The sequence below is a fragment of the Streptomyces siamensis genome (genome assembly GCF_039543605.1).
Classification (GTDB): Bacteria; Actinomycetota; Actinomycetes; order Streptomycetales; family Streptomycetaceae; genus Streptomyces; species Streptomyces siamensis.
In genome coordinates this window covers 191,705-212,504 of the sequence record NZ_BAABKB010000002.1, presented here as the reverse complement: position 1 = coordinate 212,504, position 20,800 = coordinate 191,705, and the positions used below count along the sequence as shown (strand labels likewise).

Here is a 20,800-nt window from a genome sequence, read left to right as displayed (position 1 = left end):
TGCCAGGGTGTCGCGCCGCTGCTGAGGGCGTCCGGGTACGGCATCAATCTCGTCAACGGACGCTCACAGCCCGCTCTTTGACGGTTATCGTGGAGTGAGCCCGGCCGTCCGGGCCGTGTCGTTTTTGAGCCGGTCCCATGAAGCGCAGGGGGAAACCGTGGCGCTGAAGAACGAGCCGACCGCGCCGTACCACTCGGCCCAGGACGCCCTGCGCGTCCTGGAGACGGTGGCACGGCACTCCGCCGGTGTCACCGACACCGACCTCGCCCGCCAGACCCGCCTCGGCATCGAACGCCTGACCGCACTCCTGCGGATGCTGCGCCGGGAGGGATACGTCGAGCAGATCGCCGACGGCGCGTACGTCACCGGTGCGTCGCTCAGCCGCCTCGGCTCCTCCCAGCAGCGTGACCGGGCCCTGCGCGAGAAGCTCCAGCGCACCCTCGACCGGCTGCGGGACTCGGTGGGCGCGGCGATCTACATCAGCCGCTACATCGACGGCGAGGTGCACGTCACCCAGTACGCCGACAGCCCCGCGGCACCGGCGGTCAACGAATGGGTCGACTTCCGCTCCTCCGCCCATGCCAGCGCGGTCGGCAAGAGCCTGCTCGGCCAGCTCGACCACAACGGCCGGCGCGACCATCTGGCCCGCCACAAGATGGCCCGCCTCACCTCGCGGACCATCACCGACGAGCGGCTGCTGCTGTCCCGCCTGGAGGCGCAGGCGCCGACCGTGCCCGTCCTCGATCTCCAGGAGTACGCGGTCGGCACGGTCTGCGCGGCCGTGCCCATCACGGCCGGCTCCTCCGTCGGCTGCCTCGCGCTGTCGCTGCCGGTCGAGCACGCGCACCGGCTCCGGCAGGCCGCGGACACGCTGAACCGCGGCGCGGCACCCGTCCTGCTCTCCCTGGCGATCTAGGGTCTGGACGGGTGGTCGGGAGCACCCCTTCGGACCAGGTAGTATTTCTTTTGTCGCCGACCGCGGGAGCGGGAGGCGGGAGTCATGCGCCGCTAGCTCAGTTGGTTAGAGCAGCTGACTCTTAATCAGCGGGTCCGGGGTTCGAGTCCCTGGCGGCGCACATCGGTGAAGGCCCTCCACGCGAGTGGGGGGCCTTCACGCATGTCCCGGTCCTACCGTGCGCCGCCCCTCAGCGCGCCGTCACGAACTCCGTCAGCGCCCGGGCCAGCAGCCCCGGGTCCCGCGCCCCGCACAGCTCACGCGCCGAGTGCATCGACAGACCCGGCACGCCCACGTCCACCGTGGCGACCCCGAGGCGGGCCGCGGTGATCGGGCCGATCGACGTGCCGCACGGCATGACGTTGTTCGAGACGAACGGCTGCCACGGCACGTCCGCCCGTTCGCAGGCCGCGGCGAACGCGGCGACCCCGGCGCCGTCGGTGGCGTACCGCTGGTTGGCGTTGACCTTGACCACGGGTCCGGCGTTGGGCAACGGCCGGTGGTCCGGGTCGTGGCGTTCCGGATAGTTCGGGTGGACGGCGTGGGACATGTCGGCGGAGATGCAGAAGGCACCCGCGAGGGCCCGGCTGACGTCCTCCCCGCCGCCGCCCCGCGCGGCGACGCCCCGGCCCAGCACCCGCTCCAGAAGAGGGCCCTGGGCGCCCGACTCCGAGCCGCTGCCGACCTCCTCGTGGTCGAAGGCGGCGAGCACGGGGACGTACGCGGGCGGCCGGGAGGTGGCGGCGGCGACCAGGGCGGTGACGCCGGCGTGGACCGAGATCAGGTTGTCCAGACGCGGCGAGACGATGAACTCCTCGTCCATGCCCAGGTAGCCCGGTGGCTGGAGGTCGTGCAGCATCAGGTCCCAGCCGAGGACCTCGGCGACGTCGGCGTCGGCCTCGGCGGCGATCCGGCCGAGCAGCGCGCCCGGTGCGACGTCGCCGAGCCCCCACAGCGGGGTCATGTGGCGCTGCCGGTCCAGGGCGAGGCCCTCGTTGACGTTGCGGTCGAGGTGGATCGCCAGCTGCGGCACGCGCAGCAGCGGCTTGTCGACGCGGACGAGCCGGGTCGATCCGTCCCGCAGTGCCAGCCGGCCCGAGACCCCCAGGTCGCGGTCGAGCCAGGTGTTCAGCGGCACGCCGCCGTAGATCTCCACGGCGATCTGCCGCCAGCCCGCGGCGCCGGTGTCGGGCGTGGGTTTGACCCGCAGGTTCGGCGAGTCGGTGTGGGCGCCGATGATCCGGAACGGGGTACGGGCCGGCGCGCCCACGGGGACGTACCAGGCGATCAACGCCCCTCCCCGTACGACATATCTGCCGCCTTCGGCACCGGCCGTCCAGTCGTCCGTCTCGCGCAGCTCCGCGAAGCCCGCCTTCTCCAGGCGCTGCGCGGCGCTCGCGACCGCGTGGTACGGCGAGGGGCAGGCCGAGACGAAGGAGAGCAGGTCGTCGCTGTGACTGCGGTCACGCGTGGGGGACATGGGTGCCTTCCGGGTGCTGTCGAGGGTCGAGGTGGTGCGGCAGCGGGGCGCCGGGCCGGGTGCACGGGTCGGCCGGTACGGCGGTCCGGTCGTCGGGAATCTCCTGAACGTCGTGTGCGGACGGTGTCCGGTGACGGGAAGGACGCACGGCGGGGCCCGGGCGATGAGTCCGGGCCCGCGCCACGGACGGCACGGTGGTGTCCGGCCGTGTCCGGCCGGCGGGTCAGCGCCCGGGCACCCCGGCGTCGTCCCGGCGTTCGCTGTACGCACTCGGCGCCCCCTCCGCGTCGGCTCCTCGGACGGCGTACAACCGCAGCAGGTAGACGCCCGCGACCACGACGGCGACCCCGTGGGACCAGGCCACGACGGTGAGCGCCGAGAACCGTTCGAGGGCCGCGGACACGGCGATCATGCCGAGTCCGAAGCCGAGGTTCTCGACGGTGGCCGAGAGACCGAAGGCATGACCGCGCAGTGTCTCCGGAAGGGTCTGGAGGTGCGAGGTGTAGGACACCTCGGTGAGCCCGTCCGCGGCCCCGGCGACCAGCGCGACCCCGATCGTCACGGCCACGGGGAACCCGGCGAATCCGAGGATGAACGCGGAGGACATCACCGTGGTGCCCAGGCCGAAGCCGAGCGCTCCGACGGACCGGCCGGTGCGCCGCGCCCAGCGCTGGATCACCTGCTGCGCCAGGACGTTGCCCAGCGCCCAGAACAGCCAGAAGCGGCTGACGAACGCGGCCGGGTCGTCCGGGTCCAGCGCGCTCGAATAGACGGGCAGGGCGGCGTTGTGCGACGAGGAACCCAGCGCGTCGACACCGCGCAGCAGGACCATCAGCCCCAGTGCGGGTGCGGCGGTCAGGGCCGTCGCCGCACCGAACACGCCCTCGCCGCGCCGGTGTTCGCGGCCCGGCGACTTCTCGGCGGCGGACCGGGCGCCCTTCGTCGTGTCCCGTTCCGGCGCCGGGAGCCATCCCACCGCGGCCGCACAGACCAGGAAGCTGGCCGCGTCCACCAGGAAGGCCGCGGTGAATCCCAGCCAGGGCACCACGACGCCGGACGAGGCGAAGCCCGCCACCATGGCCAGTGAACGGCCGCCGACCATCAGGGAGTTGGCCCAGCTGCGCCGGTCCGCGCCGACCAGGTCCGGGACGGAGCTGCGCAGCGCGACCATGAAGACGGTGCCGCACGCGCCGACCGCCGCGGACACCGCGAACAGCACGCCGGTGCGCAGTCCGCCGTCCGGCGTCACGACCAGCAGGAGCATGACAAGCGCCTGGGCGACGGTGGACCACAGCATCACGGGCTTGACCGCGTACCGGGCCAGCAGCCGCCCCGCGACCGTGCCGGCCAGGAACCCCGCCCCGAGCCGGACCGCCATGAACAGGCCCATGGCGAGCGCGCTGCCGGTGGTGGCGTAGACGAACAGGTTGAGCGCCACCATGTTGAGGAAGGTGCCGTACGACGAGACGGAGTACCCGGCGACCAGGACGCGGTAACGCCCGTCGCCCGTCACCGGCAACACGCCACGAGCCGCCCCCGCACGGAGCGCACCGCGAGCCGTGCCCAAAGGCGGTGCGTCGCGAGCGGCGCCCGGGAGGACGGCGTCCCGAGCCGGAGCGGCAGGCTCCGACGCCCCCGCACCACGCCGGCATGAATGGCTTCGACGTCCGCGACCCGGATCAGGCGACGCATGTTCCCCCTCTTCCCTCGGCTCCTCCGCACAGGTGTACGGGTGCATACTCCCCCCGAGGAGCGGTGGGAATTCCTCTCCCGCACCCCCCTTCGAGAGCGGGTCCCGCCGCGGGGACCGGGACTGGGCCTAGCCGCGCAGATAGGCGAGCACGGCGAGCACGCGCCGGTGGGTGTCCTGCGCCGGGGGCAGGTCCAGCTTTCCCAGGATGTTCCCGATGTGCTTGCCGACGGCCGCCTCGGTGACGACCAGCTCCCGGGCGATCGCGCTGTTGGACCTGCCTTCGGCGACCAGACCGAGCACCTCACGTTCGCGCGGGGTCAGCGCCTCCAGCGGATCACGTCTGCGGCGCAGCAACTGCCGTACGACTTCCGGGTCCACGACCGTCCCGCCCGCGCCGACCCGCTCCACCGCCTCGGCGAACTGCTCGACCTGCCCGACACGGTCCTTGAGGAGGTAGCCGACGCCGGTGCCGTCCCCGGTGTCGAGGAGTTCGGCGGCGTAGGCCCGCTGGACGTACTGGCTGAGGACCAGGACCGGCAGGCGGGGATCCGCGGCGCGCAGGGCGAGGGCCGCGCGCAGCCCCTCGTCCTGGAATCCGGGCGGCATCCGTACGTCGGTGAGGACGAGGTCGGGCGTGTGTGCCGCCACCGCGTCCCGCAGCGCCCGCGCGTCCCCGACCGCCGCCACCACCTCGTGCCCGAAGCGGCCCAGGAGTCCCACCAGCCCCTCCCGCAGCAGCACGCTGTCCTCGGCGAGCACCACTCTCAGCAAGGGATCTCCATGTGCAGCACGGTGGGCCCACCGGACGGGCTGTCGACGGTCAGTGTGCCATCGAGGACGGCGAGCCGGTCCGTGAGTCCGGTGAGGCCGGTGCCGCCCCGCGCGTCGGCGCCACCGCACCCGTCGTCGCGCACCTCGATCCGCAGCCGGCCCTCCCCCGGCCCTCGCCCCGCGTACCGTCCGCTGATCCACACCCGCCGCGCCCCGCTGTGCCTGCCCACGTTGGCGAGCGCCTCACGCACCGCGAAGTACGCGGCGGACTCGACGGGTTCGGCGAGCCGCGGCAGCTCCACGTCCAGCTCGACCGGCACGGCGGAGCGGTCGGCGGCGTCGGCTATGGCGTCCCCGAGCCCGTAGTCGGCGAGCACCTGCGGATGGATGCCATGGATCAATTCCCTGAGCTCTCCCAGCACTTGGTCGGCCTCGCGGTGGGCGGCCGCGAGCCGCTGCGCCAGCTCGGGCGGGGCGTCCAGGCGGGCCAGGCCCAGCTGCATGCTCAGCGCCACCAGACGCTGCTGTGCGCCGTCGTGCAGGTCCCGTTCGATGCGCCGCCGTTCGGCCTCGAAGGCGGCCACCAGGCGGGCCCGGGACCGGGTCACCTCGGCGAGTTGCTGCTCGGTCTCGCGGGGTGCCAGCAGCAGCCGGGCCACGGCGGCGCGGGCGCGGGCGTACCGTGCGAGCGGCCGCAGCAGGACGAGCAGGAGGACGGCTCCGCCCGCCGCGCACAGGCACGCCTGGGCGTAGGAGTCGATCAGCCAGAGCTTGGCGACGCGGGTGTCGTCGCCGGCGAGGGCGAGCTGTGCCGGCGCCCCGATCATGGCGCCGGGTATCCCGGCCGCTCCCGTCAGCACCAGCAGGTCCAGCGGCCACAGCACGGCCGCGAGCAGCACCGTGTACCCGAGTTCGCGCCAGGTCGCCCGCTCGGTGAACCGGAGCCCGGCCCAGGCGGCGAGGCCGGGCTCGTCCGGGGTGCGGTGCGGGGCCGGCACCGGAGCCGGGTCGACCAGCCGCAGCCGCCACCGCTCCATGGCCCCCACCGGCACGCCGGCCAGCGCGAGGAGCGCGAGGAGCGGGAGCCCGACGAGCAGCGGGGTCAGTGCCGCGCCCGCGACCGCGAGCACGAGCAGGGCCACGAGGAGCGGGGCGCCGACGAGCACACCGGTGACGAGGTATCCGGCCGCACGCCACGGCCCGGCTCTGCTGATCATGCGGTCACGGTAGGCGGCTGCGGGCGCCCCGGACCATATGCGCAGCGGGTGTCCCCGGGGTGGGGCCGGCCCTACCCCGCGAGCAGTTCCTCGCGTCCCCGGGCCCGGTACTGGGCGAGCAGCGCGTCGACGTCGGCCGTGTCCAGCGGCCGGTAGGCCGGCTCGCCCGGAGGCCGCCACCACACCGGGTCCGGGCAGCGGAAGCCCTCCCGCCGCAGGCCCACCCGGTGGATCTTGCTGGTGGCGGTGACGGGCATCCGCTCCACGATCCGCAGGTAGCGGGGGGCCATCTTGGTCCCCAGGTCCGGCTGGGAGAGCAGGAACTCACCGAAGGACAGCGGGTCGAAGGCGGCTCCGGACCGCAGGGCCAGCGCCGCCATCACCTGGTCCCCGGCCGCCTGGTCGGGCACCGCGTACACCGCCACGGCGGCGGCGTCCGCGTACCGGGAGAGGATGTTCTCGATCATCGCCGCGGCGAGGTTCTCGCTGTCGACGCGGAGCCGGTCGTCGGTGCGTCCGGCGAAGTAGAGGAAGCCGTCGGCGTCGCGGTAGAAGAGATCGCCGGTCCAGTACCAGCCGTCGCGGCGGCGTGCGGCATCGGCGTCCGGGTTGCGCCAGTAGCCCTCGAAGGGGTTGGGTCCGCGATTGACCAACTCGCCTATCGCCTCGGTGCCGTTGAGCAGCCGGCCGTCGCCGGTGAGGACGGCGGGCGGGCACTCCTGCCGGGTGCCGGGGTCGACCACCGCGAGGTCGTCGCCGGGCGCGGCCCGTCCGATCGCGCCGGGGGGTGTGCCGGGGGCGCGCTGGATGGCCGCGCCGCCCTCCGAGGAGCCGTACCCCTCCACCAGCCGCACCCCGAAGCGCTCCTCGAAGGCGGCGGCGTCCACGGCGCCGGCCTCCGTGCCGAAGCCGGTCCGCAGCGGGTTGTCCCGGTCGTCGGGACGGGCGGGCGTGGCCAGCAGGTACTGGACGGCGCGGCCCACGTAGGTGAAGTACGTGGCCCCCGAGGCGCGTACGTCGGCGAGGAACCCGGAGGCGGAGAATCGGCGCCGCAGCGCGACGGTCGCGCCCGCCGCGAGCGCGGGCGCCCAGTCGGCGATCACCGCGTTGCCGTGGAACATCGGCATGCAGATGTAGTGCGTGTCGTCCGGGCGCACCCCGAAGTGGTCCACGAGCGACTGCCCCGCGGCGGCGAGCCTGCCCTGGGTGCAGATCGCGGCCTTGGGGGCGCCGGTCGAGCCGGAGGTGAAGTAGAGCAGGAGGCGGTCGTCGGCGCGGGCGGTGCCGGTGTCGGGCCCGGCGTCCGCGTAGGGCGCCAGGAGACCGGCGTAGGCGTCCGTGTCGGTGACCAGGACGCGTACCCCGGGCAGGTGGAGGCCGTCGAGCAGTGGCAGATGGGCCCGCTCGGTGACCAGTACCCGGCACTCGGTGTGCAGGATGTCGCGGGCCAGTTCGGGGCCCCGCCGGGTCGGGTTGATTCCGGCGACGGCCGCGCCGGCGAGGGCGGCCGCGCTCAGCCACAGCGGGTACTCGGGGGTGTTGTCGAGCAGTACGCCGAGGTGCGGTTCGGCACCGGGCGGCAGCAGGTCGGCGAGGAGCGCCGCCCGGGCGGCGGCGCCCGAGGCCACCTGGTGGTGGCTCAGGAACCGGCCCTCGAACCACAGTCCCGGCCGGTGGTCGCCCCACCGTTCCCGCACGAGCTCCGCGACGGTGCGCTTCATGGACCCCATGGGCGCGCACCTTAATTGACGCACCGTCAGATGAGGAGGGGTGCGACGCCGTAGCCCGGGCGGCCGCCTCAGAATCCGCCGAGGGCGTCGTTCGCCGCGAAGACCTCGTGATACGTGACCATGAAGCCGATGCAGAAGGCGATGATCACGCCGAAGAACACCAGGAAGCCGACGGTGCCGGCAGCGGCCCTGCCCGGGTGCGGCGGCCGGGCCGTGGCCTTCTCGGGGCGTCCGGCCGCGTAGTGCACGGTGACGATGTCGCCCTCGACGACGGTGGAGGGGCCACCCGCCTCGTCGAAGCGGACCGTGCGCCCCTCACGCGTCGTGTACTCGTAGACGTGGTGCAGCGTCGTGGTGACCGAGGTGCTGCCCCCGCCGCTGGTGGTCGTGTACGAGCGCAGGCAGCGCGCCTCGGCGGTCAGTCCACTGCTCCAGGCGCTCCTCAGCTCCAGTGAGCGGCGGACCACCTTGACGGCCATGAGCATCGTCACGGCCATGATCAGTGCAGGAATGGCGTAGAACAGCGCGTCCATCTCGTTCCCCCGGTGTCCGGTGCGGTTCCCCGCACGCCGCCGCGGTCCGTCGGCGTGCGGGGAACATACCCTCCGGGGAAGGAGGGGCAGCTCAAGGAAGCCTCAGAATGCGGGCGTCGCGCGAGCCGCCCCTTGGCGGGCCGGACTAGAACGTGACGTCCGCGCACGAGTAGAACGCGTTCGCCGTGTCGTTGATCGTCCACACGCCGAGGATGATGTGGTGCCCGCTCTTGCCGCCCGGCAGCGTGCCGGTGTGCGAGAACGTGGACGGGGGGCGCTGTCCGTTGTAGGGAACGGTCAGGAACGGTGTGGTCTCCAGGTCCGCGCGGGTCAGCGCGTGGTTCTGGTTCCAGCCGTTCTTGGTGATGAAGTACTTGAAGTCGGTCGTGGCGTGCACCGCGGTGAACTGCCAGCGGAAGCCGTAGCTCTGACCCGCGGTCACCTTTGTCGTCGGCCAGGCCGTGCCCGCTGGGGTCTTGGGCTGGTCCAGCTGACTGAAGTTGGTGTGGTTCGCGGAACAGATCCGGCCGTCGGCCGGGCCGGCGGCCGGGAAGCCCTTCGGGCCCTCGACGCTCTGGGGCTCCCACTGGATGTCACCGCAGTTGGCGACGGTGCCGCCGTTCGCGGCGCACATCTTCTGCCGGCTGAGGGGCTGGTCGGTGTAGCCGTGGGCGTCGGCGCCGCCGGTCGAGAGCACGAAGGTGCCCGCGGTGGCGAGGCCGAGCACGGCCGCGTACAGCTTGGCTTTCCTGGTGGTACGGATCTCGGTCGTCCGTATGCGCATGCTGCCGCTCCTGGAGGACGTGGGGGAGGTTCTCGGTGAGCCGTGCGCGCGATTTTCAGGTCTAGACCAAGTCCCAGATTATTGCCGGTAGTTGAACATGTCCATACCAATCGCGAAGCTCTCCGCCACGCGCGCCGGGACCCGGCCGCGGCGCCGCCTCCCTCGGCCCGGCCGCACGGGATCCCGGAGGGCCGGCCGGTCCACGCCTACGAGGACGCCTCCCTGCGCCCGGTGTAGAAGGCCACCGTCAGGTCCTTCACCAACGCCTTGCGTTCGTAGTCGTCGAGCTCCACGAGCCCTCGCATGGTCAGCCGGGTCACCGTGTCCTCGACCGAGTCGACGACGGAGCTCAGCACGGTGTCGCGGTGCTGGGCGTCCAGGGCGGCGACGCGGCGGCGCTGCATCACGGCCGCGACCTCGGGCGCGTACTCGATCCGGATCGGCTGCACCGAGAACACCTCGAGGCCCACCGGGGTCGTGTCGGCGGCCACCAGCCGGGTCAGCGCCTCACCGACCGCGTCCGTGTTGCGCAGGGTCACGTCCTTCACGACGGCGGGCGGCAGTTCCGCCGGAAGCTGTGACAGCAGCCGGGTGAGCGCCGCCTCCACACACGCCCGCAGATACTCCTCGTGGTCCTCGATGCCGAGCGTGGCCCGCGCGGTGTCCTTCACCCGCCAGACGACGAGCACCACCACGCGCAGCGCGACCCCGTTCGCGTCGACCACCGACATCGGCTCGCTGCGCCAGTGCCGCAGCCGCACGTCCACCCGGCGGCGCAGCACCAGCGGGTTGATCCACATCAGTCCGGTGCGCCGGACCGTGCCGCGGTAGCGCCCGAACAGGCCGAGCACCCAGGCCCGCCCGGTCCGGCCGCGGGCGAGGCCGCCGAAGCCGAACAGGCCGAGCGCACCGGCCCCCGCGTACGCCGCCCACTGCGCGGGCCCGAGCCCGGCGCCCGCGGCGGCCGGCAGCTCCAGCGCCCCGGTCACGGACGGCGGCAGCGCACCCGACCACCACGAGGTGAGCACGCACCCGGCCACCCCGCAGGCCCCGGCCAGCACCCCCGCCGCTCCGGGCAGCACCCGGGCGGGCCGCTCCACCAGCTCGGGCTCGACCTCCGGCACCGGGCGAGGCGCCCGCCCGGGAACGGGCCGTCTGACCCTCGGCTGTTCACCGGTGCCGCGCCTGCGGCCCACGACGGCGGGCGCGAGCGGCACGGAGACGGGCTCCGGGTCGTCCCGGAAGAGCAGGTGGACGGGGATCTCGGTGGTCACCTCGTTCTGGATGAGGCGCCCGGACCGGGGACCGCCGGCGCCCTCCGCGGCCGCATCGGACCCGCAGGCCGGGGAGGACGCCCCCTCCGACTCCGGGGTGTGTGACGTCGTCGTGCTCATAGCTGCCTCCATGCCTCCGCGCCTGGAAGTTTCGTGAGAACCCGGGACGGGCCCGGGAATCGCCGGGCCGTGACGGACGGACCCGGAACCGACGGACGAACCAGATGTTCACGAGCCCCGAACGGTGCTCAGGAGAAGAGCCGCCGCCACGTCTCCGGCCCCGGATAGCCGTCCGCGGCGCCGCCGCGCCAGCCCTGGGACCGCTGGAACGCCTCCACGTTGCGCCGGTCCGCCTCACCCCAGCGCGGACCGGGCCCCGAGGTGTAGTACTTGCCGAACCCCTTTATGACCAGCTGCCGCCCGAGCCGGGTGACATGGGCGTTGTCGGCCCCGGGGCGGAACATGCCGCGCCCCGGATAGCCGGGCACGCCGTGCGAGGATCCGCCCGGCGCCCGGCCGCCGTCCTGTCCGGTGCCCTCCTTGCCGCCGGAGGACCCCGTGGACCCCGAACCCCCCGCCGCCGCACCGGGGATGTCCTTGCCCTTGCTTCCCACCAGGTACGACCAGGTCTGCGGCCCCGGCAGCCCGTCCGCGGCCGTCCCGGTCCAGCCCTGCGCCCGCTGGAACGCCTGGGTCGCCCGCCGGTCCGCGTCCGACCAGCGCGGCCCCGGCCCCGAGGCGTAGAAGCGGGCCGCACCCCGGTCGACGAGGAGGCGGCCCAACTGGGTGACGTAGGCGTTGTCCGCGCCGGGTCCGAAGTACGCCGAGCCCGGATAGCGTGCCGTCGCGGTGCCCGGGGAGGACGCGCCCGCACCGGTCGTGGTTTCCGCGAGCCCCTTGTACCGGTAGGCCAGATAGCCGGTGGAGTGCGTCCAGTAGGCGTACGGCGTGGACTGCTTGCGAGCGTGCGGGCGGGTCTGCTCGTAGGCGATGTAATAGGTGTGCGTGTAGTCGGTCCAGCCGCCGAACAGGACGACGTGCGAGCCGTTCTGCGGGTCGGCGGGATTGTGGAACAGCAGGATGTCGCCGGGCTGGAGCTGGTCGCGGGAGACGCGCACCCCGAAACCCGCGAGGCTGCCCGTCCATTCGTTGCCGGGCAGGTTCCAGGCCATCGAGACGAAGCCGGAGCAGTCCTGCCGGTACCCGTCCGACCAGTACGCGCTCATGCTGTACGGCACCTTGCCGGAGACCCAGGCCTTCGCCCGGTTGATGATGGCGGCCCGGGTGGTGGTGGGCACCGCGGCCCCGGGCCTGGCCGGCTTCGCGGGTCTGCCCGCCGGACCGTGCAGCGGAGCCCGGCCGCCCTGCGGGGTACCGGGCTCGTCAGCCGCGGGGGCGCCCGGCCGTGCGGGTCCGTGCGCGACCGCGAGCGCCGGCACCGACTGGCCGGCGCCGAGGACGGTGCCCGCCGCGGCGGCCAGGACGAGCGCCCTGCGTGCCGCCGGATGGCCCACGGGTCCGGGCAGCACGGAAGCGGGCATCACACGCCGCCAGTGCACGCATCCGGGACAGTCGCAGTCGCTCGCGGGATCGATCTCCTCGAACACCGGAGCATCCATGCGACTCCCCTCACACTCCCCGTCAAATTGTCCGCATTTCTGCACATTCGCCAGTCTGGCAACTGTGCCCCGGTGTCGCATGTTGACGGTCCGAATGATGTACGCCACCCGGGGCCCCCGCCTCACCCGGAGCCGGCCGCGACCGCCGGAGCCCGAGCCCCCTCCCCCGGCGCCGACCACGCCCGCCCGGCCCGCGGCCGCTCCCCCCGGAGCCCTCCGCATGCGTCCGGCCCACCCCTCGCCCACCCTGCAGCCCGGGCGGTCCGGCGGTCCGGCGGTCCGGAGCACCCTCCCGGGTCGGGTAGAGTTCTGCCGTCAGCAGGCGCCGCTAGCTCAGTTGGTTAGAGCAGCTGACTCTTAATCAGCGGGTCCGGGGTTCGAGTCCCTGGCGGCGCACCGACCGACGGGCCCTCTCGCCACCGCGAGGGGGCCCTTCGTCGTACGCCACATCACCCCCGCCGTCGTACACGCGTCCCAATGAGCGCGTATGACCGGTTAACACATCGTTTCGCATCTTGCGATCATGATGAACGGCGTAGAACCCTGGGCTTCAAGGGACTGTCGATACATGACAGTTGGGGGCAGGGCCGGTTGCGGGCATGGGGGGTTGGGGGCCCCGTTCATGAACGGATGCCGAGGGGGGCATCATGCAACCGGAAGGTCGTCGTTCCATGTCTATAGGGTGTGGAAGATGTGGTGACTGCGGCCTGCCAGTGATGCGTCCGGGAAGGTCGAGGGGGACCTGAGCGGGCGCCAAGAACCGACGAACACGCACGTGACCGTGCGTGCGGGGGGATGACTCATGACGTCGACGCCGACGGGCGCCCGGCAGAATTTCGACCCGTCCGAGACGACCCAGCTCCGTGTGCCGTCGCACCGGACGGGCGGCTTCCGGAGAATCAAGAAGTCGCTTCCGAGGTACGACTACGAGCACTACAGCCGGCTCGCGGGGCCCCTCACTCAGCCGGACCCGGGCAAGCCCTACAAAGTGCAGTACCGCTCGCTGCTGTCGCAGGAGCCGCACCGCATACGGGCGGCCCTCATGCTGGGCGCGGCGCCGCTGCTCTCGCTGATCCTGCTGGGCTGGCTGCTCCAGCCCGAGCACTGGACCGAACGCGACTACCCGGCCTACGACTTCCTGCCCGCGCTCGACATCGTCATGCTGGTCTCGATCGGTCTGATCGAGTTCTTCCGCTGCATGAACGTGCTGTCGAACGCGCACGCCACCCTGGTCGCCCGCGACCCGATCCCGGTGGTGCCGCAGACCGGCACCAGAGTCGCCTTCCTCACCTCCTTCGTGCCCGGCAAGGAGCCCCTCGCCATGGTGACGAAGACCCTGGAGGCGGCGGTCAAGCTGCGCCACCGGGGCCTGATGCACGTCTGGCTCCTCGACGAGGGCGACGACCCCGAGGTGAAGGAGGTGTGCGCGCGTCTGGGCGTGCACCACTTCTCCCGCAAGGGTGTCTCCAAGTGGAACCGGGCCAAGGGCCCGCACCGCGCCAAGACCAAGCACGGCAACTACAACGCCTGGCTGGAGGCGCACGGCGACGACTACGACTACTTCGCCTCGGTCGACACCGACCACGTGCCGCTGCCCAACTACCTGGAGCGGATGCTCGGCTTCTTCCGTGACCCGGACGTCGGCTTCGTCATCGGCCCGCAGGTGTACGGCAACTACGACGCGTTCGTCACCAAGGCCGCCGAGTCCCAGCAGTTCCTCTTCCACGCCCTCATCCAGCGCGCCGGCAACTTCTACGGCGCCCCGATGTTCGTGGGCACCTCGAACGCCGTACGCATCAAGGCGCTGAAGCAGATCGGCGGCCTGTACGACTCGATCACCGAGGACATGGCGACCGGCTTCGAGATCCACCGCGCGAAGAACCCCGCCACCGGCCGGAAGTGGAAGTCGGTCTACACCCCGGACGTGCTCGCCGTCGGCGAGGGGCCGAACGCCTGGACGGACTTCTTCACCCAGCAGCTGCGCTGGTCCCGGGGCACCTACGAGACGATCCTCAAGCAGTACTGGAAGGGCTTCTTCTCCATGCCTCCGGGCAAGCTCTTCAACTACACGATGATGATCATCTTCTACCCGATGTCGGCGCTGAACTGGATCCTCGCGGCACTGAGCTGCGCCCTCTTCCTGGGCCTGGGCGCCTCCGGCGTGAACATCGACCCGACGGTCTGGCTGATGCTCTACGGCAACGCGTCCGCGCTGCAGATCGGCCTGTACATCTGGAACCGGCGCCACAACGTCTCGCCGCACGAGCCCGAGGGTTCCGGCGGTGTCGCGGGCATGGTGATGTCGGCGCTGTCCGCGCCGATCTACGCCCGCTCGCTGATGGACGCGGTGCTGCGCCGCAAGAGCAAGTTCGTGGTGACGCCCAAGGGCGATTCGGCCAGCCCCGACACACTGTTCGGGACCTTCCGGATCCACCTGTTCTTCATCCTGGTCTTCGCCGGCTCGATCACCGCCGGCTTCGTGCTCGGGCACTCCCACCCCGCGATGATCACCTGGGCCACCTTCGCCCTGCTGATCACCGCCTCGCCGATCTTCGCCTGGCGCTGGACCATGCGCCAGGAGCGGAAGAAGCCGCCGACGCCGCCCGAGGCCGCCAGCGTCCCGCCGCAGGCCTCCGTGCCGCAGCAGGAGCAGCACGCCCCGCACGCGCCGCAGCAGCGGCCCACCTGGGCCTCGGCCGGGGGCAACGACCAGACCATGCAGATCGCCCTTGGGGGACGTAAGAAATGAAAGACGGTGCCCGCCGCCGCCGTGCCCGCCGCCTCGGCATAACCGGGGTGGTGGTGCTCGCTCTGGCCGGGATGAACGGGCCCTGGCTGTATCGCTTCGGGACGGACAAGTACCACCAGTACACGATCAACAAGCCCGAGTACAAAGCCGACAACGGCCACTGGGACATAGTCCAGTTCCCCAAGGAGTACCGGCAGAACACCATCCACGCCGCCCTGCTGCACACCGGCAAGGTCCTGCTCGTCGCGGGCTCGGGCAACAACCAGAACAACTTCGACGCGAAGAGGTTCGACACGCGGATCTGGGACCCGGTCAAGGGCACCATCAAGAAGATCCCCACGCCGAGCGACCTGTTCTGCACGGGCCACACCCAGCTGTCCAACGGCAACCTGCTGATCGCGGGCGGCACCAAGCGGTACGAGAAGCTCAAGGGCGACGTCACCAAGGCCGGCGGCCTGATGATCGTGCACAACGAGAACCCGGACAAGCCGATCACCCTGCCCGCGGGCACCAAGTTCACCGGCAAGAAGAACGGCAAGACGTTCGTCTCCAAGGACCCGGTGCTCGTACCGCGCGCCAAGAAGGTCTTCGACCCGGCGACCGGCGTGTTCCTGCGCAACGACCCGGGCCTCGGCCGCATCTACGTCGAGTCGCAGCGCAGCGGCCAGAAGCACGAGACCGGCACCCAGGACAACTACCGCGTCCAGGGCCTGACGGGCACCGACGCCCGCAACACGTACGGCATCGCGCAGAAACTCGCCCTGGACAAGAAGGACTTCCAGGGGATCAGGGACGCCTACGAGTTCGATCCGGTCGCCGAGAAGTACATCAAGGTCGACCCGATGAACGAGGCCCGCTGGTACCCGACGCTGACCACCCTGTCCGACGGCAAGGTGCTCAGCCTGTCCGGTCTCGACGAGATCGGACAGCTGGTCCCGGGCAAGAACGAGGTGTTCGACCCCAAGACCAAGAAGTGGACCTACACCAAGGGCATCCGGCAGTTCCCGACCTATCCGGCGATCTCCCTGATGCAGAACGGCAAGCTCTTCTACTCGGGCTCGAACGCCGGGTACGGCCCCGACGACGTGGGCCGCAAGCCCGGTGTCTGGGACGTGGAGACCAACAAGTTCACCAAGCTCAAGGGCCTGAGCGACGCGAACATGATGGAGACCTCGGGCACGGTGCTGCTGCCGCCCGCCCAGGACGAGAAGTACATGGTGATCGGCGGCGGCGGGGTCGGCGAGTCCCAGCTGTCCAGCAAGAAGACCCGGCTCATCGACCTCTTGGACAAGAACCCGAGGTTCGTGGACGGTCCCGAGCTGGAGAAGGGCACCCGCTACCCGCAGTCCTCGATCCTGCCCGACGACACCGTGCTGGTGTCCGGCGGCTCCGAGGACTACCGCGGGCGCGGTGACTCCAACATCCTCCAGGCGCGGATCTACGACCCGAAGTCGAACACCTTCGACCGGGTGGCCGACCCGCTGGTGGGCCGCAACTACCACTCGGGCTCGCTCCTGCTGCCCGACGGCCGCGTGATGTTCTTCGGGTCCGACTCGCTCTACGCCGACAAGGCCGACACCAAGCCGGGCGTGTTCGAGCAGCGCATCGAGATCTACACGCCGCCGTACCTGTACCGGGACTCGCGGCCCTCGCTCTCGGGCGGGCCGAAGACGATCGCGCGCGGCGGCTCGGCCACGTTCTCCTCGCAGCACACGTCGTCGATCAAGACGGCCCGGCTGATCAGGCCGAGCGCCTCCACGCACGTCACCGACGTCGACCAGCGCTCCATCGCGCTGGACTTCACGAAGACGAAGGACGGCATCACGGTGACGGTTCCCAAGAGCCGGAATCTCGTGGAGTCCGGCTGGTACATGCTGTTCGTGACGGACGACCAGGGAACGCCGAGCAAGGCCCAGTGGGTCAGGGTGCCCTGATCCCGGCCGCCCGGCACCGGGTGCGCCTCGCCCCGGAGGGCGAGGACCACGGACGAAGGGGGCGCCCTCCGCTTCGAGCGGAGGGCGCCCCCTTTTCCTCGTGTTCGGCCGTCGGTGCCCGGCGGCCCACGCGCTACTCGGTGGCCCGTGCGAGCTTCAGCGCGTACTCCGGCCACCACTGGCCGGCCTTCGGCCCGCCCTTGCACGTGCCGTCGGACTCGCCCGGCCGCTTGACCCACAGATAGGCGTCGACGAGCGGGTCGGCCGTCTTCGTCGTCGGAGTCTCACCGAGCGCGCGGCCCGGCGGGTTGCACCAGTTCTCGTCCGCCTTGCCGCCCGTGTACGGGCCCTTGCCGTTGCGGCTGGTGTCGACGACGAAGTGCTTGTTGCCGACCTTCGCGGACAGCTGCTTGCCGTACGCGATGGAGTCCTCGGTCGAGTAGAAGTTGGAGACGTTGACGGAGAAGCCGTCGGCCTGGTCGATGCCCGCCCACTGGAGGGGCTGGAAGATCTGGTCGGGGTGTCCCCAGCCGGCGTTGCCCGCGTCCAGGTACACCTTCGTGTTCTTCAGCGACTTGAGCTTGCCGATGGCGCCCTTGAGGAGGTCGTAGCGCTCCTCGTGGTACTCGTCCGGGGTGCACTGGTTGACCAGGTGCAGGACCGCGTCCGGCTCCAGGATCACCGTGGCGGGCCGGTCGCCGATGCCCTGGGCGACCCCGTCGATCCAGGTCCGGTAGGCATCGCCGTCGGCGGCGCCGCCCTGCGAGAACTGTCCGCAGTCGCGGTGCGGGATGTTGTAGAGGACCAGGATCGCGGCCCGGTCCGCCTTCTCGGCCGCCTCCGTGAAGCCGCGTGCCTCCGACTCCGGGTTCTCCGGGCCGATCCACTCGCCGGTCGGCTGCTCCGCTATCTTGCGGATCTGCTCGGCCTCGTCCTTCTTGTCCGCCTTCAGGTAGGCGGCGACCTGCTCGGCCGCGTTCCCGTCCGGATTGACCCAGAACGGGTCCGAATTCTTGGGCTGTTGCGTGACCTTGGCACCCGAGCCGTCGCTCTTGCCGTCTCCCCCGGAGGAGGAACATCCCGCGAGAAGCAGTGCCGCCCCCACCACCGCCACGGACGCCCGTGCCCCGGCCCCCCTGCTGCCGTACATCCAACTCCCCCTTGGGTGCACCGTCCTAAGTCTCAATCCTGACATAGGTGTCGCGCGGCTCACGAGGTCGCCCACCCCTTGTCGGAGAGCTGTTACAGCCCCGGACCTTCCGGGACCCGGAGACATCCGCCCCGGGCGCGCGCAGCGCACGCTCCGGGCGCCGGGCCACCCCGGCCCCTCCCGTGGCCATGCCCACCTGCGCCCATCACACAGAGCCACGGGTCGTGGACTTGGCGTCAAACGACCTCTAGGCCGGAACGCTCATCCGTTCTAGAGTTGCCACAAATGGCCACGGCCCCGAGCCGGTTGCCTCCGCCCGCGTACCCGCGCGGACGGATCCAGAACCTCCCGCGCCGGTCGCCGGGTTACTCCCGCAGCCCGTGCGCGCGCGGTCGAGGACCAGCCCGGTCGGCGGCTCCCGGGGGAGCGTGTCGTCGACCGGGCCCGGTACCGCTCGTCAACCGCTTCCGGTGAGGTACGCCGACACCACCACGTTCGCCGTGTAGGTGCGGCTCGCACGGTCGAAGGTGCCGCCGCAGGTGACGAGCCGCAGCTCGGCCCGCCCCGGCTCGTGGGCACCGTAGGCCTGCTGGGCGTCGAAGTGATCGCGCGGGATCACCTGGACCTCGTCCACGGTGAACTCGGCGACCTTCCCGTCGTCGCGGACGACACGGACCGTCGCTCCGGGCCGCACCGCGCTGAGCTTGTAGAAGACCGCGGGCTTGGTGTCGGTGTCGACGTGCCCGACGAACAGGGCGGCGCCGGCCGCTCCCGGCCGCACGCCGGCTGCGTACCAGCCGACCACTCCGGGCTGCTCGAAGGGCGGCGGCTCGATCGCGCCCTGCCGGTCGAGCCCGCGGGCCACGACGGGGGCCTGCACCCCCATCGACGGGATGTCGAGGCGCTGCGGGCGCGCGTTGCCGAGCGGTTCCAGCGCGGGCGGCAGCGGGACGTCCGGGCGCCCGACGGCTGCGATGTCCCCGGTGGTGGGCGTCGTGAGGCCCTGCCGCACATCGGTCACGTCGCGGCCCCACAACCACAGCCCGAACAGCAGCACCAGCCAGGCCACCGCGGTCAGCAGCCGCCCTGTGCCGGAAGAACGCTCGTGCTCGGACATGTCAGTCGCGGTCGTCCCCCCGGCGCGTGACGGTCCGGGCGGAGCCCCGGACCCGGGGGAGGATCGCGACGGCGACGGCGGCCACGCCGGCCAGGACGAGGCCGATCACGGCCTGCCGGGTGCCGGGGCCGGCCGCTCGCGCGTCCGGGGTGGCGAGGAGCACGGTGCCGCCGCCGCCCGCGTGCACGGGCGCGACCGGCGAGGCCGGGACGTCGGCCGGTGCGGACGCGAAGCCGGAGCCGTGGTCGGTGCCGGAGTCCTCGTCGGGGTCGGAGTCCCTCCCGGGCTCGGCGTCCGGCCTGTCCTGCGGCAGGAGAGCCGTCGGGATGATGCCTGTAGGCACGATGCCGGTCGGCACGATGCCCGTCGGGAGGATGCCCTGCGGCACCCGGATGGTCGGCCCGATGTCCTGCGGCAGCAGGTGCTGCACGATGTCGTTCGGCAGGAGGTCGGGCACGGCGCCCTGGGTGGCGGAGCTCCGCGGCACGATCTGCGCGACTCCCGTGACCTTGCCGTCCCGGCCGTCGCAGTCGACCTCGACGGCGTACGTGCCGGGCGCCAGCCCGCTGGTCACCCGGGTGTCGCCGGTCAGGACACCCCCGCCGGCGGCGGTGAGCCGCGCGTCCGAGACGAACGCGGAGGACGTGGCGGTGCCCGTCCTGCCCGAGCAGCCGGTCGCCCGAAGCCGGACGTCGGTGCCGGGCGCGGGGGCCGCGGGCGTCAGCAGCACGCCCGTACCCGGGTCGGCCGCGAAGGCGAGGGGGGCGAGCCACGCTGTGGGTGCGAACGCGGCCACGACCGCCGCCCCGGCGCAGAGAGTGATTCTCTTGGAACGCATCGTGAACCTCCAGACAACAGGAGGTTCCCTCCAGCGGCGCCGGGGCGCATCTTCAGAGCGGTCCGGTTGCTCCGTCCGAGTCCGTGTGCCTTCGTGCGGGTTTCGAACGGTCCGGTGGGTATCAGACCAGGTCGACGAGGTCGGCGATCGAGTCCACGACCTTCGACGGCCGGTACGGATACTGCTCGATCTCCTCGGGCGTGGTCAGGCCCGTGAGGACCAGGAAGGTCTGCATCCCGGCCTCCAGCCCCGCCAGCACGTCGGTGTCCATGCGGTCGCCGATCATCGCGCTGGTCTCGGAGTGCGCCCCGATCGCGTTCAGGCCGGTGCGCATCATCAGCGGGTTCGGCTTGCCCGCGAAGTACGGCTGCTTGCCGGTCGCCTTGGTGATCAGTGCCGCGACCGCGCCGGTGGCGGGCAGCGGTCCCTCGGTGGACGGACCCGTCTCGTCCGGGTTGGTGGCGATGAAACGGGCACCTTCCTTGATCAGCCGGACCGCCTTCGTCATGGCCTCGAAGGAGTAGGTGCGCGTCTCGCCGAGGACCACGTAGTCCGGGTCGTGGTCGGTGAGGACGTATCCGATGTCGTGCAGCGCCGTCGTCAGGCCCGCCTCGCCGATGACGTACGCGGTGCCGCCCGGCCGCTGGTCGTCCAGGAACTCGGCGGTGGCCAGGGCCGAGGTCCAGATGTTCTCGACCGGCACGTCGAGGCCCATGCGCCGGAGTCTGGCGTGCAGGTCGCGGGCGGTGTAGATGGAGTTGTTGGTGAGCACCAGGAACGGCTTCCCGGACTCACGCAGCTTCTTGACGAAGGCGTCGGCGCCGGGGATCGGCACGCCCTCGTGGATGAGCACACCGTCCATGTCGGTGAGCCACGATTCGATGGGCTTGCGCTCTGCCATCTGCTGGGTCTCCTGCCGTCCTGGCGTACCTGCACGCACTCGATCCGGGGGCGCC

The 20,800-nt window shown here is 71.7% G+C and carries 16 protein-coding genes and 2 tRNA genes; 5 read left to right on the top strand and 13 right to left on the bottom strand.

Annotation, left to right across the window (positions count from 1 at the left end; genetic code table 11):
• Positions 1-157 precede the first annotated feature (157 nt).
• Positions 158-916 carry an IclR family transcriptional regulator gene (locus ABEB03_RS03730; protein ID WP_345641064.1) on the top strand — a complete coding sequence of 253 codons (759 nt, stop codon included), beginning with the start codon at positions 158-160 and terminating at the stop codon, positions 914-916.
• A gap of 86 nt (positions 917-1,002) precedes the next feature.
• A tRNA-Lys gene (locus tag ABEB03_RS03725) sits at positions 1,003-1,076 on the top strand.
• A 69-nt stretch (positions 1,077-1,145) separates the two neighbouring features.
• Here ABEB03_RS03725 and ABEB03_RS03720 read toward each other — a convergent pair.
• From ABEB03_RS03720 to ABEB03_RS03680, 9 genes are all read right to left on the bottom strand, one after another.
• Positions 1,146-2,435 carry a M18 family aminopeptidase gene (locus tag ABEB03_RS03720; RefSeq protein WP_345641060.1) on the bottom strand — a complete coding sequence of 430 codons (1,290 nt, stop codon included), beginning with the start codon at positions 2,433-2,435 and terminating at the stop codon, positions 1,146-1,148.
• Positions 2,436-2,658: 223 nt separating this feature from the next.
• Positions 2,659-3,954: an MFS transporter gene (locus tag ABEB03_RS03715; RefSeq protein ID WP_425589197.1), complete on the bottom strand. Its 1,296-nt coding sequence runs from the start codon at positions 3,952-3,954 to the stop codon at positions 2,659-2,661.
• A 300-nt stretch (positions 3,955-4,254) separates the two neighbouring features.
• Positions 4,255-4,899: a response regulator transcription factor gene (locus ABEB03_RS03710; RefSeq protein WP_345641054.1), complete on the bottom strand. Its 645-nt coding sequence runs from the start codon at positions 4,897-4,899 to the stop codon at positions 4,255-4,257.
• Positions 4,893-6,116: a sensor histidine kinase gene (locus ABEB03_RS03705; protein ID WP_345641051.1), complete on the bottom strand. Its 1,224-nt coding sequence runs from the start codon at positions 6,114-6,116 to the stop codon at positions 4,893-4,895. Before ABEB03_RS03705 ends, ABEB03_RS03710 begins: the two co-directional genes overlap by 7 nt.
• A gap of 71 nt (positions 6,117-6,187) precedes the next feature.
• Positions 6,188-7,846 (bottom strand): long-chain-fatty-acid--CoA ligase, encoded by a 1,659-nt coding sequence (locus ABEB03_RS03700; RefSeq protein ID WP_345641049.1) that lies wholly within the window; start codon positions 7,844-7,846, stop codon positions 6,188-6,190.
• A gap of 68 nt (positions 7,847-7,914) precedes the next feature.
• Positions 7,915-8,379: a DUF3592 domain-containing protein gene (locus ABEB03_RS03695; RefSeq protein ID WP_345641047.1), complete on the bottom strand. Its 465-nt coding sequence runs from the start codon at positions 8,377-8,379 to the stop codon at positions 7,915-7,917.
• A 145-nt stretch (positions 8,380-8,524) separates the two neighbouring features.
• Positions 8,525-9,163, bottom strand: a complete 639-nt coding sequence (locus ABEB03_RS03690; protein WP_345641045.1) for a lytic polysaccharide monooxygenase auxiliary activity family 9 protein — start codon at positions 9,161-9,163, stop codon at positions 8,525-8,527.
• 206 nt (positions 9,164-9,369) lie between these two features.
• Complete coding sequence (locus ABEB03_RS03685) at positions 9,370-10,557, bottom strand: SPFH domain-containing protein (protein WP_345641042.1); 1,188 nt, start codon at positions 10,555-10,557, stop codon at positions 9,370-9,372.
• 128 nt (positions 10,558-10,685) lie between these two features.
• Positions 10,686-12,056 (bottom strand): peptidoglycan-binding protein, encoded by a 1,371-nt coding sequence (locus tag ABEB03_RS03680; RefSeq protein ID WP_345641039.1) that lies wholly within the window; start codon positions 12,054-12,056, stop codon positions 10,686-10,688.
• Between the two features lie 322 nt (positions 12,057-12,378).
• On the opposite strand from ABEB03_RS03680, the gene ABEB03_RS03675 reads away from it, so the two are divergent.
• The 3 genes from ABEB03_RS03675 to glxA all read left to right on the top strand — a co-directional run bounded on the left by ABEB03_RS03675 (position 12,379) and on the right by glxA (position 16,739).
• Positions 12,379-12,452, top strand: a tRNA-Lys gene (locus ABEB03_RS03675).
• A 406-nt stretch (positions 12,453-12,858) separates the two neighbouring features.
• Positions 12,859-14,805 carry a glycosyltransferase family 2 protein gene (locus tag ABEB03_RS03670; RefSeq protein ID WP_345641036.1) on the top strand — a complete coding sequence of 649 codons (1,947 nt, stop codon included), beginning with the start codon at positions 12,859-12,861 and terminating at the stop codon, positions 14,803-14,805.
• Positions 14,802-16,739 carry a radical copper oxidase GlxA gene (glxA, locus tag ABEB03_RS03665; RefSeq protein WP_345641033.1) on the top strand — a complete coding sequence of 646 codons (1,938 nt, stop codon included), beginning with the start codon at positions 14,802-14,804 and terminating at the stop codon, positions 16,737-16,739. Before ABEB03_RS03670 ends, glxA begins: the two co-directional genes overlap by 4 nt.
• Before the next feature lie 133 nt (positions 16,740-16,872).
• On the opposite strand, the gene ABEB03_RS03660 is transcribed toward glxA, so the two are convergent.
• From ABEB03_RS03660 to ABEB03_RS03645, 4 genes are all read right to left on the bottom strand, one after another.
• Positions 16,873-17,889, bottom strand: coding sequence for a glycoside hydrolase family 6 protein (locus ABEB03_RS03660; RefSeq protein ID WP_345641030.1), 1,017 nt, complete (start codon positions 17,887-17,889; stop codon positions 16,873-16,875).
• Positions 17,890-18,346: 457 nt separating this feature from the next.
• Positions 18,347-19,006, bottom strand: a complete 660-nt coding sequence (locus ABEB03_RS03655; protein ID WP_345641027.1) for a class F sortase — start codon at positions 19,004-19,006, stop codon at positions 18,347-18,349.
• Between the two features lies 1 nt (position 19,007).
• Positions 19,008-19,844, bottom strand: a complete 837-nt coding sequence (locus ABEB03_RS03650; RefSeq protein ID WP_345641024.1) for a hypothetical protein — start codon at positions 19,842-19,844, stop codon at positions 19,008-19,010.
• A 121-nt stretch (positions 19,845-19,965) separates the two neighbouring features.
• The gene (locus ABEB03_RS03645) at positions 19,966-20,745 is read right to left on the bottom strand and encodes an HAD-IIA family hydrolase (RefSeq protein ID WP_345641021.1); all 780 of its coding nucleotides are present in this window, start codon (positions 20,743-20,745) and stop codon (positions 19,966-19,968) included.
• Positions 20,746-20,800: the final 55 nt, after the last annotated feature.